The sequence below is a fragment of the Streptomyces sp. R35 genome (genome assembly GCF_041053035.1).
GTDB lineage: Bacteria > Actinomycetota > Actinomycetes > Streptomycetales > Streptomycetaceae > Streptomyces > Streptomyces lutosisoli.
In genome coordinates this window covers 7057379-7073803 of record NZ_CP163440.1, presented here as the reverse complement: position 1 = coordinate 7073803, position 16425 = coordinate 7057379, and the positions used below count along the sequence as shown (strand labels likewise).

Below are 16425 nucleotides of genomic sequence, written 5' to 3'. Positions count from 1 at the left end.
TGGGACGGGTAGGGGCGGCGGGGGCGAAGAAACCCGGGCTACGGGATGGGTCGGTGGGCCGGGGACGCGTCCAGGGCTGTGGCGCCGCGGGGCTCCGGGGCCTGGCGGAGGCCGGCCTCGCGGGCGTAGGAACGCAGGTAGACGACCACCGTGTTGGTGACGGCGACCAGCGGAACCGCGACCACCGCACCGCCGATGCCGGCGATCATCCCACCCGCGGCGACGGACAGGACCACGGCCAGAGGATGCACCCGCACCGCACGCCCGAGGATGAACGGCTGCAGGATGTGCCCCTCGATCTGCTGCACGGCGAGAACCACGACCAGCGTCATCACCGCCGTGAACACACCCTGCGTGACGAGGGCGACCACCACCGCCAGCGCACCGGAAATCACCGCACCCACCAGTGGAATGAACGCGCCGAGGAAGATGAAGACGGCCAGCGGAACGGCCATGGGGACTTCGAGGAAGTAGATGCCCAGGCCGATGAAGATCGCGTCGATCAGAGCGACTATCACCGTGCCCCGCACATACGCCGTCAGCGTCCGCCACGCCCTCGGCCCCGCCCCCGCGACCCCCTGCCGGGCAGCGGCCGGAACGAGCTTGAGCGTCCACTCCCAGATCCGCTTGCCGTCGTAGAGAAGGAAGAGGGTCGAGAACATCGTGAGAAGGATGCCGGTCAGGGCTTCCACGATGACCGTCACGCCCTCCAGGCCGGCCGACGTGATCTGATCCGTGTTCGCACCGATCGCGGCGCGCAGGTTCTTGGCGATCTCGTTGATCTGCTTGTCCGTCACATGGAACGGGCTGTTGAGGAGCCACTTGCGCAACTCGTCGATGCCGTCCTGGATTTGGTTGGAGAGGTTGTCGATGTTCTCCTGGACCTGCCAGACCACGAACCAGCCGACCAGCCCCATGATGACGAAGCCGAGGATCGCGGTGAGCGCGGTGGCGAGCCCGCGCGGCACCCCGTAACGCGTCAGACGGGCCACCGTCGGCTGCAGCAGCGCGGTGATGAGCAGCGCGGCCACGAAGGCCAGCACCACCAGTTGTACGGCGCTGATGACCCGCATCAACACCCAGACGGTGCCCGCGAGTACGAGCAGCCGCCAGCCGGCCTCGGCCGCGACCCGCACACCCCACGGCACGGCGAGGGCGGGATCGGGACGCTCGGCCGTCAGGACATGGGCGTGCGCGGCGGAAGGGGTGGGCGCGTCCTCGGGCAGACTCCCGGAACGGCTCTCGGAACGGCTCTCGGGACGCCGGTCGGAAATGCTTTCGGGACGACTGTCGGTACGGCTTTCAGCACTGATGTCGGGATGACCGTCAGCCGCAAACGCTGACGCAGCCGCGGAGGCAGACGCAGACACGGACGCCGACGCGGACGGCATCGGTGTCCCATCGGAGTCGAGGGAGCCCTGCGACTCCATCTCCACCTCGGCGCGGCGCTCGTCCAACCGCTCCCCCAGCTCGGTCAGTCCGGCGCCCAGCCGGCCGAGCCACCCTGGCACTCGCGACATGATCCGTCCTTCTCCCCCGTTGCTCCCCACCACTCCCCCCTGGAGTCGTCGGATCCGACCGTACATGGCCGAAGCCCCTCCCCCTAGGACGGGGAGGGGCTTCAGAAGGTTGAGCGGCCGGCGTACGGCGTGGGGCTCAGTACCAGCTGTTGGCCTGCCAGAACGACCAGGCCTCACAGGGGCTGCCGTACCGGCTGTTCATGTAGTTGAGGCCCCACTTGATCTGGGTGGCCGGGTTCGTCTGCCAGTCGGAGCCGACGGACGACATCTTGGAGCCGGGCAGGGCCTGGAAGAGACCGTAGGCGCCGGAGGAGGCGTTGACCGCCTTGTAGTTCCAGCTCGACTCGTGGTTCACGATGTTGCTGAAGCAGGCGAACTGGCCGCTCGGCACCATCTGGCGAGCCATCGCCTGGATCTGCGCGACGGTGTACGAGGACTGCACGGAGAAGCTGGAGGCATCACGCGTCGCGGAGCGGCTGGCCGCTTCCTCGGCCGCCTTGCGCGCCTTGGCTTCCTTCTCGGCCTTCTCCGCGGCCTTCTGCTTTGCGACAGCGTCCTCGGCTGCCTGCTTGCGGGCAGCCTCCTCCGCGTCCTTCTTGGCGCTCGCGTCCGCGGCGATGGCCTGTGCGTCGGCCTGCTGCGTCAGGGACGCGGTCTGCACCTGGGCCTGCTGGCCCGCAGGTATGTCCGCGAGGAGGGTTGCGTCACTTGCCGTCGCCTCAGCGTCGTTCGGCTGGGCAGTGCTGCCCGAGGCAACTCCGACGACACTTCCGACGGCGGTGACCGCGGTGGCCGAGGCCACTGCGAATCCCCGGACCGAAATCCGGCTCACACGGTTTCCTTCCAGCATCGCCCGCTGTAGGTGACCCTCGCGGACGCAATCGTGCCCCTTGGCGCTGGCCTCCCAACTGCGGGGTCACGGGAGGCACGGGCCCGGTGGGCAACTCCCGCGAGGGGAGCGCCGCGTGGTGCTCGGGCGGCATACGACGGCTTTATGGAGTTCTGAGGTTCCTGTGGTGCCATACCGCTGGGGGTACAGATGTGTCGTATGCGGGGCCTGACAGGAGTGAGACTCTGCCGTAACCCGACACCGCAAGGCAATTCTCATGTGCGTGTGAAAGCTCACACCCTGTTTGCCTCAGCTGTTTTCCGGAAACGAGCGCACAGCGAGACGCCGCCCGGCTAGGCTCTTCGCCTTTTGCCGGACGGCGCCAACTAGCGTGTATCCGCCATCCTTTGAACAGGTGGGGTGAGTGGGGTCAGATGTGACCGTCCTCCAGCATTTCGGTCACAAGGGCGGCAATCTGGGACCTCTCGGACCGGTTGAGGGTGACGTGCGCAAAGAGCGGATGGCCCTTCAACTTCTCCACCACGGCGACGACTCCGTCATATCGGCCGACGCGCAGATTGTCCCTTTGTGCCACGTCATGGGTGAGAACAACCCGTGAATTGGCGCCGATTCGGGACAGAACGGTCAGCAGCACATTCCTTTCCAGCGACTGTGCCTCGTCCACGATCACGAAGGCGTCATGGAGGGAGCGGCCGCGGATGTGGGTGAGCGGCAGAACCTCCAGCATGCCGCGCGCGGTGACCTCTTCGATGACCTCGCGGCTGGTGACCGCGGAGAGCGTGTCGAAGACCGCCTGCGCCCAGGGACTCATCTTCTCGGACTCGGAGCCCGGCAGATAGCCGAGCTCCTGGCCGCCCACCGCGTACAGCGGCCGGAAGACCATCACCTTCTGGTGCTGACGCCGTTCGAGCACGGCCTCCAGACCCGCACAGAGCGCGAGCGCCGACTTGCCGGTGCCGGCCCGGCCGCCCATCGACACGATCCCGATGTCGGGGTCGAGCAGCAGATCCAGCGCGATGCGCTGTTCCGCGCTGCGGCCCTTGATGCCGAAGGCCTCCCGGTCACCGCGTACGAGACGGACGTTGCCCTCGGACGTCACGCGCCCGAGCGCCTTGCCGCGCTCCGACTGGATCGTCAGGCCCGTGTGCACCGGCAGTTCGGACACCTCGGGGACATAGGCGTGGCCGACGTCGAAGAGGACGTCCACCTGCTCGCCCGAGAGGGTCAGTTCGGACATTCCGGTCCAGCCGGAGGAGCCCGTGATGGCGAGCTCGGCGCGGTACTCCTCGGCGAGGAGTCCGACCGACGAGGCCTTGATCCTGAGCGGCAGGTCCTTCGACACGACCGTGACGTCGTACCCCTCGGCCTGCAGATTGCGGGCGACCGCGAGGATGCGGGAGTCGTTGTCCCCCAGGCGGTAGCCGCTGGGCAGCACGCTGGGGTCCGAGTGATTGAGCTCGACGCGTACGGTCCCGCCGAGGTCCCCGATCGGGATGGGGGCATCGAGGCGGCCGAACCGCACCCGGAATTCGTCGAGCAGGCGCAGTGCCTGCCGGGCGAAGTAGCCGAGTTCGGGATGGTGCCGCTTGGCCTCCAGCTCCGTGACCACGACGATCGGAAGCACGACCTCGTGCTCGTCGAAGCGGTTCAGGGCATTGGGATCGGCCAGCAGGACGCTGGTGTCGAGAACATAGGTGCGCCGGTCTGGCATACGGCGCTTTGTGCTGGTCACCACGGAAGGACGTACCCCCTCGGATGAGGTCGGGGAGCGACGGAGAGGAGCTGGACCGGTTCTGGCCGCGATGCGCGGGCCGAGAACCGGCCCTCCGTCTCGTCCGTACTGACCGCACGGTCGGGCTGGTGCAAAGGGCCTCCCGGGCGGACGGCCCCGTGCCGTCCGCTGAGATCCGACGCCCGTGGTTCGGGCATCGACCTGGAAGGCTTATGCCCTCGAACACGCCACGCCATGCCACGGCATATGACGGCGCGTTCGTTAACTCCTGATGACGTACGGTCCCGGGGTGCCGGTGGGGTCAGCCACCGTAACGGCGGTGTCGCGCCGCGTAGTCGCGCAGGGCACGCAGGAAGTCGACCTTGCGGAACGCCGGCCAGAAGACTTCGCAGAAGTAGTACTCGGAGTGGGCCGTCTGCCAGAGCATGAATCCGGACAGCCGCTGCTCGCCGCTGGTGCGGATCACGAGGTCGGGGTCGGGCTGGTCGCCGGTGTAGAGGTGCTTGCCGATGAGGTCGACGTCCACGGCGTCGGCGAGGTCCTCGATCGAGGTGCCCTTCTCATGGGCGTCGAGGAGCATCGAGCGGACGGCGTCGGCGATCTCCTGGCGGCCGCCGTAGCCGATGGCGACGTTGACGAGTATCCCGTCGACGTGCGCCGTGGACTCCTCGGCCTCCTTGAGGACCGTCTGCATCTGCGCGGGCAGGATGTCCGGCGTGCCCACGTGGTGCACCCGCCAGCGGCCGTCGGCGGCGAGGGTGCGGACGACGCCCTCGATGATGCCGAGCAGCGGGACGAGCTCTTCCGCCGGGCGGTCGAAGTTGTCCGTGGACAACAGCCACAGGGTGACGACCTCGACATCGGTCTCGGAGCACCAGCCGAGGAACTCCTCGATCTTCTCGCCGCCGGCCTGGTGTCCCTGGACGGTGGTGGAACCCGCCGCCTTCGCCCAGCGCCGGTTGCCGTCCATGATGACCCCGATGTGCTTGGGCACCTGGTCGTGGTCGAGGTGGCCTTCCACCCTGCGTGCATAGAACCTGACCAGCAGACGGCGCAGGTTGTCGCGCAAGGTCACGTGTTGTCAGCCCCTCCGTGCGGATCAGACAGGTGCCGCGGAGGGCAGTTCCTGTCCGTATGGCGGTCCCCCGGAGGCGAAGCCTACCCCCGGAAAACCAGGGCGTTGCTATGGGGTGTCAGCGGCCTGTCGTAGTTTCCTGTGCATGAACGACATGCCTGTATACCGCGCCACAACGGAGCGGTACGACTCGATGGAATACCGGCGTACGGGCCGCAGCGGTCTCAAGCTGCCCGCCGTCTCGCTCGGCCTGTGGCACAACTTCGGCGACGACCGCTCGCTGGACTCCCAGCGCGCGATCCTGCGCCGCGCCTTCGACCTGGGCGTCACGCACTTCGACCTCGCGAACAACTACGGCCCGCCGGCCGGCTCCGCGGAGCTCAACTTCGGCAAGCTGCTGAAGCAGGACTTCGCGCCGTACCGGGACGAACTGCTCATCTCGACCAAGGCGGGCTACCTCATGCACCCCGGCCCGTACGGCGAGTGGGGCTCCCGCAAGTACCTGCTGTCGTCCCTGGACGCCTCGCTGAAGCGGATGGGCGTCGACTACGTGGACATCTTCTACTCGCACCGCTTCGACCCGCACACTCCGCTGGAGGAGACGATGGGCGCGCTCGCGTCCGCCGTCCAGCAGGGCAAGGCGCTGTACGTGGGTGTGTCGTCGTACAGCAGCGAGCAGACCGCCGAGGCGGCGCGGATCCTCACCGAGATGGGCGTACGTCCGCTGATCCACCAGCCCTCGTACTCGATGATCAACCGCTGGACCGAGGACGACGCCCTGCTCGACACGCTGGAGGCGGCCGGAATGGGCTGCATCTCCTTCGTGCCGCTCGCGCAGGGCCTGCTGACGGGCAAGTACCTCAAGGGCATCCCGGAGGGTTCGCGCGCCACGCAGGGCAAGTCGCTGGACCCGGACCTGCTGAGCGAGGAGGTCGTACGGCGGCTGAACGGGCTGAACGACATCGCGGCCCGCCGCGGTCAGTCCCTCGCCCAGCTCGCGCTCACCTGGGTGCTGCGCGACGAGCGGATGACCTCCGCGCTCATCGGCGCGTCCAGCGTGGCGCAGCTGGAGGAGAACGTGGCGGCGCTGGCGGCGCCGAAGCTCACGGACGAGGAGCTGGAGGAGATCGACACGTTCGCGGTGTCGACGCCGGGCACGAACATCTGGGCCGGCCGGAGCTGAGACCGGCCGGTGACCCGGCCATCACCACCGGCCGCCGGTCGGCGCTGAGTCACCGGGGCCGGTGCCGGTCGGGGCCCGTGGGGCTGGGGGCGCACGGGGGCGCCCGTCGGGCCACCGCGTGCGGGCAGAAAAAACGGGCCGGTCCGTGGGGGGGAGACGGACCGGCCCGAGGGGGGGTTTCCACCATAACCCTTCGTAAGTGATGCTGCGTGCATCGGCGTGCCACAACTACTCTCCGGAGTCGCCCGACAACGCCCCGATGGGCGTGGAAGCGCCGATTCAGGCCCTGATCATGGCTGAATCACAGCTGATTCCAAGGGAATCGCGGAGGATCTGGAGAGATCTGATGGGTTTGCGCCCGATTGAGTTTTTCCTCGCCGACCCGCCCGGACGTACTCCAGGCGGGTGACCCGCGCGCCGAACGTCCGCTTGACGCCGCCGCTAACTTCGCAGCCATGGCCACGTTCACCACCCCCGGGACGCCCGATCCGGTGCCACTGGAAGTCGCCGGCTCGGCGCGCGCCCGGCGGCGCGGACTGCTGGGCCGCGACGGAATCGAGGGCGCGCTTCTGCTGGGACCGGCGAGCTCGGTGCACACCCTGGGGATGCGGTTCGCGATCGACGTCGCCTATCTGGACCGGAAGTCGCGGGTCCTGGCGGTGCGGACGATGCGTCCGGGCCGGGTGGGGCTGCCACGCCCGCGCGCCCGCCGGGTCCTGGAGGCGGAGGCCGGGGCGATGGAGCGCTGGGGTGTGCGGCGCGGGGTGCGGGTGACCGTCCACGGCGCGTGACGCCACGTCAGAAAACGGACGCAGCACCGCGCAGCCCCCTCCACTGCGCGGTGCCACACGCGCAGCTTTGCTCACGCGAATTACCTTGGTCCGAACTTACGTGAGGTGAACAGCCCAGGCGAGTGGATCTCGATAACGATGTGGAAACCCCGTGAAGATGTGCGCCATGACATCTGGCACACGTCCGTCATACGGACGGCCATCTCACACAGAGGGCGCCCCATTGGGGTGTTTTCGGTCAATCGTTCCGTGGCTTGCTCGCCTCGATCAGGAAGCGGGTGCTGTGGGCGACGAACGGGCCCTTCGCCTCGATCCGCTCGTGCAGGGCGCGGAGCCGGGGCCGGTACTCGTCGACGGTGAAGCCGGGGACCATCCAGATCACCTTGCGCAGGAAGTGGACGACGGCTCCGATGTCGTGGAACTCGATACGGAGCCGCTCCGAGCGGAGGTCGACGACGTCGAGCCCGGCGGCTTCGGCGGCGGCGCGGGCGCGGTCGGGGTGGCGGCCGTTCCTGGCCTCCTCCGGCTGCGGGCCCAGGAAGTACTCCACGAGCTCGAAGACGCTCGCCGGACCGACCTGCTGGGAGAAGTAGCGGCCGCCCGGGCGCAGTACGCGGGCGACCTCGTGCCAGTCCGTATGGACCGGGTGCCGACTGGTGACCAGGTCGAACGCCTCGTCCGCGAACGGCAGCGGCGCGTCCTCCGGGGAGGCGACGACCACGGCGCCGCGCGGGTGGAGCAGAGCGGTGGCCCTGGCGACATTCGCCGGCCAGCCCTCCGTGGCGACGGTGAGCGGAGGCAACCGCGGGGCGGAGCCGAGGACTTCGCCGCCGCCGGTCTGGATGTCGAGCGCGGCGGACGCGCGGGCCAGCCGCTCCCCCATCGCCCGCGCGTACCCCCACGAGGGCCGCTCCTCGGTGGCCCGGCCCTCGAACCACGAGAAGTCCCAGCCGTCGACGGACACGGCCTCGGCTTCGGCGACGAGGTCTTCGAAGGTGCGGGTGGTGGCCATGGGCGGATCTTCTCAACTCCCGCCGAGGGGAGGCGAGGCATTTCCCTTCGGCCGGCATGTGCCTTCGGCGGGCATTGTCGGTGCCCGCTGCTACGTTCCGCCCATGACGACGAATCCAAGGGTTGTCCAGGTGCCGTACACCGGGAGCGAGAAGGAGATTCTGCACGCGAGCCTCCACCGGCATCGGGACGCGGTGCTGTGGAAGCTGGACGGCCTCGACGACGAACAGGTACGACGGGTGATGACCCCGTCGGGCACAAGTCTGCTGGGCCTGGTGAAGCATCTCGCGTCCGTCGAGTACAGCTGGTTCTGCTCGACCTTCGGGAGGGAGGTCGAGCCCTTGTGGTTCGACCCGTTCGCCGGGGAGGACATGAGCGCGGGGCCCGGCGAGACGACGGCCCGGATCGTCGAGTTCTACGGCCGCGCCCGCGCCGCCGCCGACCGCACCATCTCCGAACTGTCGCTCGACGACCTGGGCACGTCGTGGGACGGCAGGACGGTCTCCCTGCGCTGGGTCCTGATCCACATGATCGAGGAGACGGCGCGGCACGCGGGGCACATGGACATCGTGCGGGAGCTGATCGACGGGGGGACGGGGGATCACCGGCCCGGGTGATCGGGTCCGGGTCGCCGAGGCTGCCGGTGATCGGGGCGCTGGGGCAGATACGGGAACACCAGGCGGTACGCGGCCTCCGCCGTCGGGGCGTCGAGGAGACCGTCGACGGTCAGGCACCGCCGTGCCGGCGCGGCCGAGCCGTCACCGCCCTGGTTGCCGAGCTCGGGCGGGGAGTGGAGCGCGGCCCAGATGTTCATCAGCAGCACGCTGAACGCGGCGAGCGGGGCGTCGGCTGGGCCCTCGCGGCGGGCCCAGCGCGCGCCGATCTGCCCTCCGACGCGCGGGACGTCCTCGATGCCCGTCCAGTACGTGTCCGGGGCGGCGTACAGCACATGGCGGACGTGGGTGTGGATGAGGGCGCTGCTGCACAGCAGGCAGGGTTCGAGCGTGGTGTAGAGCCGGAGGTTCTCGTAGCGGCGGCCGGCGGGCAGCTGTGCGAGGGCGTTGATCTCGGCGTGGGCGATCGCGGTGCCGACCAGTTGGCCGGGCGGGGCGGTGGATTCCTGGCTGCGGTTGCGTCCGGTGGCGACGACCTCGCCGTCCCCGTCGAGGAGTACGGCGCCGATGGGGCGGCTGCCGGCGCCGAAGGCCTCCCAGGCGAGGTCGAAGGGGAGGCGCCAGGGGGTGGGGAGGGCAGGCGTGGTCATGAGTTGAGTACGAGCATGACGTGCTCCTCGTCCCCGTGGTGTACCGTCCCGGAGCGCTCGAAGCCGTGCCGTTCCAGGAGGCGTATCGAGGCGGTGTTGCCGGTGAACACCTCGGCGTACAGGGGCCGTTTCTTCTCGGCGGGCAGAAAGAGGGCGAGGGCCCGGGTGCCGATGCCGCGGCCCCAGTAGGGACGGCCGAACCAGTACCCGATGAAGCGCTGCCCGTCCTCCCACCAGGCGACGATGTTCCCGGCCGGTTCGCCGTCGACGGTGACCGTCTGCACGAAGCCGGTGCTGTTGCCGAGGACCCGCGTGACCCAGTGGGTCATGAAGGCCTCGCGTTCCCGGGAGGGGAACCTCGAACGCCGCACCGCCTCCGGGTCCAGCTGGTGCTGGTAGAACGGCTCCAGGTCGGCTTCGGCCACATCCCTCAGACGTACGTCCTCATCCATGCTCACCGAGTCTGGCACCGCCCACTGACACTCACCGTCCACCAGCTTCAGGGGACCAGGGGACGCACCTCTTCAGCCACGAACCGTACGAACCCCTCGGGATCCGGTTCGTCGGCGGTGGGCTGGAGGACGACGGTGTCGGCCCCGGCGTCCACGAGGCGCTGGACGGCCTTGGCGACGGCACCCGCGTCACCGGCGACGCCGTGCTCCGGGACCGGATCCTCGCCGTTGGCCTCGATCTCGGCGCGCAGCCGGGCGGCGGCGTCGGGCCCGGTGGTGGTGTGGAGGTAGACGACCACGCGATGCCGGTCGGTCCTGCCCGCCGCCTCCCGCCCCTCGTCGATGAGTTGGCGGGCCCGCCGTACGCCCTCGGGCGCGGTGGAGGCGGTGAGGATGGTGCCGTCGGCGGCTTCGCCGGACAGCCGGAGCGTACGGGGCCCGGTGGCGCCGGTGAGGACCTCGGGAGCCCCGGCCGGCGGCCAGTCGAGGGCGACCTCGTCGAGCTTCACGTACCGTCCGCTGACGGTGACCCGCTCGCCCCGCAGCAGCGCGCGCAACGCGTCGAGGTGTTCGCGCAGCAACGTCACGGGTGACTCGGCCCGCGCCCCGACCTGCCCCATCCAGTCCTGTACGCCGTGGCCCACGCCCACGGTGGCCCGCCCCGGGAACAGCCGGTGCAGCGTGGCGGCCTCCATCGCGGTGACGGCGACGTTGCGCAGCGGAACGGGCAGGAGTCCCACCCCGACCTTCAGCCGTTCGGTCCAGGCGAGCGCGGCCGCCGCGGCGGAGATCCCCCCTTCGAGGAAGCAGTCCTCCCACAGCCACAGCTCTTCGAGGCCGGAGTCCTCCGCCGCACGCGCGAGGGCGCGCAGTCGCTCGGGAGGCAGTTGGGGCCGGAACACAACGCCGAGAGCAGTCATAGGGCCTTCCTACCGACCGGCCGCCCGCCGGACAACTTCTTTACTCCTCAGCCCCGTTCACTCCTCGACCCCGTTGCCGGCACGCGCGTACCGCAGCTGCGCGACACCGTTGCCGAAGACCCGGGCCTCGACGAGCCGGAGCCGCGTCAGGGCGTCCGTCTCCGGGAAGAGCGGCTTGCCACGTCCGATCAGCACGGGATGGACGTACACCCAGAACTCATCGACGAGATCGTGCCGCATGAACTCGGCGGCGAGATCGGCCCCGCCGAGCCCCAGATCCCCGCCGGGCTGCTCCTTCAGGGCCCGGATCTCCTCGGGCACGACCTCCCGCACGATGGTGGTGTGCCCATCGGCGTGGTGCAGCGTCCGCGAGAACACCACCTTGGGGATGTTCCGCCAGATCTCGGCGAACTCGACCACCTCGGGCGTGCTCTCCGGGTCCTTGTCGGCCGTCGGCCAGTACCCGGCCAGCAGCTCGTACGTCACCCGGCCCTGTAGCAGGGCGCCCAGCTTCCGGATCTCCCTGTTGAAGTGTCCGTGCAGCTCGGCGTCGACCTGATGCCAGTCGATCTCGCGGTTCGGGCCCTCGATGTATCCGTCAAGAGACACCGACATCATCAGGATGATCTTTCGCATGACGGACCTCGCCGATGTCGTCTCGTAGGCAGGGGCACAAAAGGGTGTGCCCAGTCAACCAGGATCCGGCGAACCGGCCGACGGGATACGCTGAGGACCACTGCGCTGTTCGTGTGAAGTTCCGTGCGTGGGGGGAAAGTTGAGCGAGCACGACGTCGGGTCCGGGGGCGGGACAGCCGTGACGGACACACGGGCCGTCCCACTGGTCTCCCGGCAGTAGCCGCGGTCCGGCCCCGATGGCACGAAAGAGAGCGCTCCTGATCGGAGCGAGCGACTACGACGCGCCCGGGATCGCGCCCCTGCCCTTCATCCCGGACGACATGGCCGCACTCGGCGAGGCGCTCGAACGGCGCGGCTTCGAAGTGAGCATCCCGAGACCCAAGCGGCAGGTCGGCACCACCTTCGTCAATGTCGAGATGGGCCGTTTCCTCAGGAGGGCCCGGGCCGGCGACTCACTGCTCGCCTGCTTCAGCGGCCATGGCGTGCACGCCGAGGGACAGGACTACTTCGTTCCCGAGGACGCGCATCTGGAGCTCGAACCCTTCGAGCAGGGCTGTGTCGCCATCGACTGGAAGCGTGACCTGGAGAGATCGCTCGCCGAACACATCGTGATCCTGGTCGACGCCTGCCGGGAGGGAATCGAGCGGGACTCCCAGGGCCTCACGGGCCTCACGAGCTGGGGACGCCGCAAGGTCGACCGTGAGCTGCGGCGCAAGGTCGCGTACGTGTACGCCTGCTCCCCCGGCCAGCTGGCCCGGTTCGTGACCCCGGGCGACCAGGTCCGCGACGGAGTCGACTGCGGCACCCGGCCCGGCGAGTCCTTCAGCCTCTTCTCGCGTGCGGTGCGGGACGTACTGCTGCGCCATCCGGGCGCGCTGGACCTGGGCGGCTTCAAGGAGAACGTCCAGGACCGCATCGAGGATCTGCACCGCGGCTACGGCAAGATGAGCCATCTGCAGCAGTTGCGCGTGGTGGTGTACGCGGCCGGGGACCAGGGCGAGTTCCCGATCGTCGACCCACTGCCCGGCGTCGGGGCCGAGCCCGTGCCGCACCCCTCGCCGGGTGCCTCCGCCGGGCCCGTGGCTGCCGCTGCCGTGGTGTCCGACACCATGTCCGCCGTCGCCGAGCCCGAGGTGGAGCCGGGTGTCCGGCTCGCCCGGGCCCTCTACCGGTTCCAGCTCCACCACGAGACGGAGCCGCTGCTCGACTTCGCCGCCACGGGTCCGGCCCGTGATGTCGTGCAGCTGGCGGACGTGGTGCCCGCGCCGGTCCAGGAACAGATCTGGGACGCGTGCGCGCTGCTCCGGCCCGGGCCCGCGTGGTGCGAGCTGCGGCGGGCGCTGCACCGTGCCGGGCGCCCCGAAATCGAACAGCGCGTCCTTGAGACCGCGTTGCGGAGCCGTCTTCCGGACGAGCTGTTCCTCGGCATGGCCGCGGACGACGTGCACGACGTACTGACCCGCGCCGCGAGAACGTACGACGCACCCGCCACCGTGAAACTGGTGGAGAGCCTTCATGGCCATGGCCTCGGACAAGAGGCCGGGCAGCTTCTGTACGCGGCCGTACGGGAAGCGACCGACGCGTTGCCTCCCCTGCTGGCGGCGTTGCGGTCGGCCGGGCTGATGCGCGGTGCGGAGCGGGTGCTGACGCACTGCGGCCTGCACCATCCGGCGCGGCTGCTGCCCGGCCTGGTGGCCGCGCTGGAGGCCGCGGGAAGCGGCACGGCCGATCACGGGCGGCTGTTGACCGCGATCGCCGCCCGGCCGACGGCAAGTCTCCTGCGCTGCCTGGCGGACCTGCGGACCGACGGCCGCGGCGAGGACGCCCTCGGGGTACTGGCCCGTGCGGCGGCCCGGGGCCCGGCCGAGGTGGCCCGGCTGGTTCAGGCCCTGCTCGACAGCGGCGCCGACTCTGACGCGGCTCTCGTCCTCGACACCGCGGCCGGATGCCTCTCCGTGCCCCGGCTGACCGACCTCGTACGTCTGTTGCACCAGGACGCGTCCGACGGCGGTGCCGCCTCGCTCGTCCTGCTGCAGGCCGCCGTCCGGAGGCGCGGGTTCACGGACTTCGTCCGGCTGGTCCGCGAACTCGCCGCCCGGTGGCTGGACAGGGAGGCCAGGACGGCGCTCGCCGTGTGGACCAGACTCCGCCCGCCGGACGAACTGCCCCCGCTGGTCTCGGCGTTGTCCAGGAGCGGCCACGACGTCGAGGCGGGGCATCTGCTGGCCACGGTCGCCACACGTCGTTCACCGCGGGCGGTGGCCACCGCGTACGCGGCCCTGCGTCGCGCGGAGCTGCCCTCGCAGGCGAGGCGGCTGGTCGCGCTGGTCCTCGGCCAACGGCCGGACGACGATCTGCCCGCGGTGCTCCAGGCCCTGTGTGAAGCCGGGGCCGGGACCGAGATCCACAGCTTGGTGTCCGCCGTGGCCCTGGACCCGTACCGATCGGCCTTCGACGTGGTGCCCGTACTCCTCGCGATCTCCGCCGCCGGTCTGGACTGCCATGCGGTGACGGAGTCGGCTGCGCTGCGGCGTCCCGCGGCCGACCTGCCGCTGCTGCTGCGGGCGCTGCGCGAGGGCGGGGCGGACACCCTCCTCCGGCAACTGCGGCAGGCCGTGGCGGCAGGACGCCCGGCCGAAGCGTTCTCCGACCTCGTCCTGACCCTGCATGCCACCGGGGAAGCCGCGGAGTTGCGGGCACTGCTCGGGATCGCGGCCACCCTTCGCCCCTCCGGGGACCTTCCCGTGCTGATCAGCACGCTCTACGAGAACGAGGCGACCGAGGCCGCGCAGACCCTGCGGAACGCCGCCGCCCACAGTCTTCCCGCCGTACAGCTGAGCGCCCTCGTCGTGTCCCTGGTGCGGAACGGTCGGACCCGGGACGTGGACGCCCTGCTCCCCCTGGTGAGCGAACAACGCCCGGTCGACGTAGTGGTCTCCCTCGTCGGCGAACTGAACGCCGCCGGAATCCCGAAGACCGCCGAACACCTCACCCTGCACGCGGTCGAACTGCGTCCGCTGGCCGACATCGCGGCCCTGGTCACGTCCTTGCGCACGGCGGGGCTCGACATCGCCGCCGACCGCGCGCTCGCCGCTCTCGGAACCGGCCGCCCGTCGGCCCAGACCATCGACGCGGTACGCGCGCTGCGCGGGGGCCGGAGGGACGATATGCCGGAGCTCCTGCGCGGCGCCGTCCTGTCCAGGAAGGCCGGAGCGGTGCGCCTGCTGGTGGAGGCACTGCGCGAAGCGGGACTCGCCGACGAGGCACGGATGACCGTCGTCGTCGCCGCGGAGACCTGCGATCCGGACTCCCTGGGACGGCTCGTGGGGAAGCTGAACGGTGCCGGTCTCCGTGATGACGTCATGCTCGCCGCGGACGTGGCGGCCGAGTTCCGGCCGATCACCGACGTGACGGACATCCTGTACGTCCTGTTCGGCTTCGGTCTGCAGGACGCCGCCCACAGGTTGCTCTTCACCGCGACCCGCCGTCGTGGCGCCGCCGATCTGGTCCTCCTGCTGAGCCGGCTGGACGACGAGAGCGCTCCGCGAGGCTGGGCCCTGGACAGCGTGGGACAGCGCAGCCCGGTCGCCACCATGGCCAAGGTCGTGCAGACACTGCTCGCGCGAGGTCGTGCCGAGGACGCCAGGAGGATCCTGTTCACGGCCTTCGACGCCCGCCCACCCACCGGTCTGCCCCCACTGCTCCGCAAACTCGGTATGACGGAATACGGACCCGCCTCCACACACGGGTCCGCCTCCGAGCTGACCGCCTCCGCATGGAAGGCATTCGAGTCGGTGCTGCCGCGTCGATCCCTGACCCTGGTCATGGGGTGGGAGCACGTCCTGCACGACGCCCGTCTGGACGAGGCCGCCTCCGTGGTCCTCTCGCACGCCGCCCAGCGGCCGGCGAAGGAACTGACGAGAGTCCTCAGTGCGCCGGAGTCCGGCAAGTGGGAGGCGGGCGGGCGACGTCTGATGGAGCGGGTCGCCCAGACCGGCCGCTTGGGCCAAGTGCTGGAAGAGTGGCGCGCCGAGGCTTCCCCGTCCGACTTCCAGAACGCGCTGGACCAGGCCGCCGAGTACCTGCTCCTGGGGACGCTGGCCGTGGGCTCATCGCCGCACCGGGACCTACAGGTCTGGGCCATGCAGCGCTGCCCCGTCGAGGAGCTGGTGCCGGCCCTGGCGGAGGCCGTACGGAAGTCGTACCACCTCGAGCCGGGCGTGCTGGAGCTGCTCGCCGTGCACCGGCAGCCCGGTGACGTAGTGCGCCTGGTGGACGACCTGCTCGCCGGGGGACTCGCCGGGCAGGCGCAGAGCCTCCTCACCGACATCGGGCTCTGGTACCCGCCGGAGGCGGTGGCCGCCCTGCTGCAAGAGCTGGACACGGCGCGGGCGCGCGAAGACATCGGTCACGTCATCGCCGGAATCGCCACGCCCGAGGCAAAGGCCGGACGGACACCTGCCCAGGTGATCCTGGCTCTGCACCGCCGCGGGCTGTCCTCGTACGACGACGAGATCCTGAACGCCGTCGCCGAAGATCCCGGCAATCACGGCCGGTTGCCAGGGTATGCGCGTGACCTGTTCCTGGCGGGTCTCTCGGCCGAGGCGGATCTGACCGTGACCCGGTACCTCGAACGATGTCCCGACAGCAAGCTGGTGGCCGCCTTCAAGGAGATGGGCGCGCCCGGGCTGCCACGCCTCTGGGTTTCCCGGCACGCGCACTTCGTGGCCGCGACGCGAACATTGCCCGTCATCCGCGAGGTCCTGCTCGCCTTGTGCGCGGAGGGCCATTTCGGCTGGGCGTCCAGGCTCATGTTCTCGGTCAGGCAGCTTCGCTCCGCCCAAGAAGCGGCCGAACTCGACCTGGCCCTCGCAGCCTCCGGCCATCGCACCCACCTGGACAACGCGGGCACCCTGAACGTGGCGCCCGATGCCCCTCGCCGCCGCGCCTTCAGCAAGTTCCGGCGAGGGGACTGAGGGCGGGCTCGGCTC

The 16425-nt window shown here is 70.1% G+C and carries 13 protein-coding genes; 4 read left to right on the top strand and 9 right to left on the bottom strand.

Annotation, left to right across the window (positions count from 1 at the left end; genetic code table 11):
* Positions 1-38: 38 nt before the first annotated feature.
* The 4 genes from AB5J50_RS32195 to AB5J50_RS32180 form a co-directional block, all read right to left on the bottom strand.
* On the bottom strand, positions 39-1520 hold the full coding sequence (locus AB5J50_RS32195) for an AI-2E family transporter (RefSeq protein WP_369261703.1): 1482 nt from the start codon (positions 1518-1520) through the stop codon (positions 39-41).
* Positions 1521-1656: 136 nt separating this feature from the next.
* The gene (locus tag AB5J50_RS32190) at positions 1657-2352 is read right to left on the bottom strand and encodes a transglycosylase SLT domain-containing protein (protein WP_369261702.1); all 696 of its coding nucleotides are present in this window, start codon (positions 2350-2352) and stop codon (positions 1657-1659) included.
* 427 nt (positions 2353-2779) lie between these two features.
* Positions 2780-4105, bottom strand: a complete 1326-nt coding sequence (locus AB5J50_RS32185; protein WP_369261700.1) for a PhoH family protein — start codon at positions 4103-4105, stop codon at positions 2780-2782.
* Positions 4106-4403: 298 nt separating this feature from the next.
* Positions 4404-5177, bottom strand: coding sequence for an isoprenyl transferase (locus tag AB5J50_RS32180; protein ID WP_369261698.1), 774 nt, complete (start codon positions 5175-5177; stop codon positions 4404-4406).
* A 145-nt stretch (positions 5178-5322) separates the two neighbouring features.
* On the opposite strand from AB5J50_RS32180, the gene mgrA reads away from it, so the two are divergent.
* Both mgrA and AB5J50_RS32170 read left to right on the top strand, forming a co-directional pair.
* The gene (gene mgrA / locus AB5J50_RS32175) at positions 5323-6360 is read left to right on the top strand and encodes an L-glyceraldehyde 3-phosphate reductase (RefSeq protein WP_369261696.1); all 1038 of its coding nucleotides are present in this window, start codon (positions 5323-5325) and stop codon (positions 6358-6360) included.
* A gap of 455 nt (positions 6361-6815) precedes the next feature.
* Complete coding sequence (locus AB5J50_RS32170; protein WP_369261694.1) at positions 6816-7151, top strand: DUF192 domain-containing protein; 336 nt, start codon at positions 6816-6818, stop codon at positions 7149-7151.
* Positions 7152-7389: 238 nt separating this feature from the next.
* Here AB5J50_RS32170 and AB5J50_RS32165 read toward each other — a convergent pair whose 3' ends face one another.
* On the bottom strand, positions 7390-8163 hold the full coding sequence (locus tag AB5J50_RS32165; protein ID WP_369261693.1) for a class I SAM-dependent methyltransferase: 774 nt from the start codon (positions 8161-8163) through the stop codon (positions 7390-7392).
* A 103-nt stretch (positions 8164-8266) separates the two neighbouring features.
* Here AB5J50_RS32165 and AB5J50_RS32160 point away from each other — a divergent pair, with 103 nt between their 5' ends.
* The gene (locus AB5J50_RS32160; RefSeq protein WP_369261691.1) at positions 8267-8779 is read left to right on the top strand and encodes a DinB family protein; all 513 of its coding nucleotides are present in this window, start codon (positions 8267-8269) and stop codon (positions 8777-8779) included.
* On the opposite strand, the gene AB5J50_RS32155 is transcribed toward AB5J50_RS32160, so the two are convergent.
* The 4 genes from AB5J50_RS32155 to AB5J50_RS32140 are packed head-to-tail and all read right to left on the bottom strand — an operon-like array spanning position 8764 to position 11434.
* Positions 8764-9426, bottom strand: a complete 663-nt coding sequence (locus AB5J50_RS32155) for a nucleoside deaminase (protein WP_369261689.1) — start codon at positions 9424-9426, stop codon at positions 8764-8766. The two genes, AB5J50_RS32160 and AB5J50_RS32155, sit on opposite strands and share 16 nt — an antisense overlap.
* Positions 9423-9878 (bottom strand): GNAT family N-acetyltransferase, encoded by a 456-nt coding sequence (locus AB5J50_RS32150; RefSeq protein ID WP_369261687.1) that lies wholly within the window; start codon positions 9876-9878, stop codon positions 9423-9425. Before AB5J50_RS32150 ends, AB5J50_RS32155 begins: the two co-directional genes overlap by 4 nt.
* A 47-nt stretch (positions 9879-9925) precedes the next feature.
* Positions 9926-10798 carry an LLM class flavin-dependent oxidoreductase gene (locus AB5J50_RS32145; RefSeq protein WP_327431344.1) on the bottom strand — a complete coding sequence of 291 codons (873 nt, stop codon included), beginning with the start codon at positions 10796-10798 and terminating at the stop codon, positions 9926-9928.
* A 57-nt stretch (positions 10799-10855) separates the two neighbouring features.
* Positions 10856-11434 carry a dihydrofolate reductase family protein gene (locus AB5J50_RS32140; protein WP_369261685.1) on the bottom strand — a complete coding sequence of 193 codons (579 nt, stop codon included), beginning with the start codon at positions 11432-11434 and terminating at the stop codon, positions 10856-10858.
* A gap of 236 nt (positions 11435-11670) precedes the next feature.
* Here AB5J50_RS32140 and AB5J50_RS32135 point away from each other — a divergent pair, with 236 nt between their 5' ends.
* Positions 11671-16410 carry a caspase family protein gene (locus AB5J50_RS32135; RefSeq protein ID WP_369261683.1) on the top strand — a complete coding sequence of 1580 codons (4740 nt, stop codon included), beginning with the start codon at positions 11671-11673 and terminating at the stop codon, positions 16408-16410.
* The last annotated feature ends 15 nt before the right edge of the window (positions 16411-16425 follow it).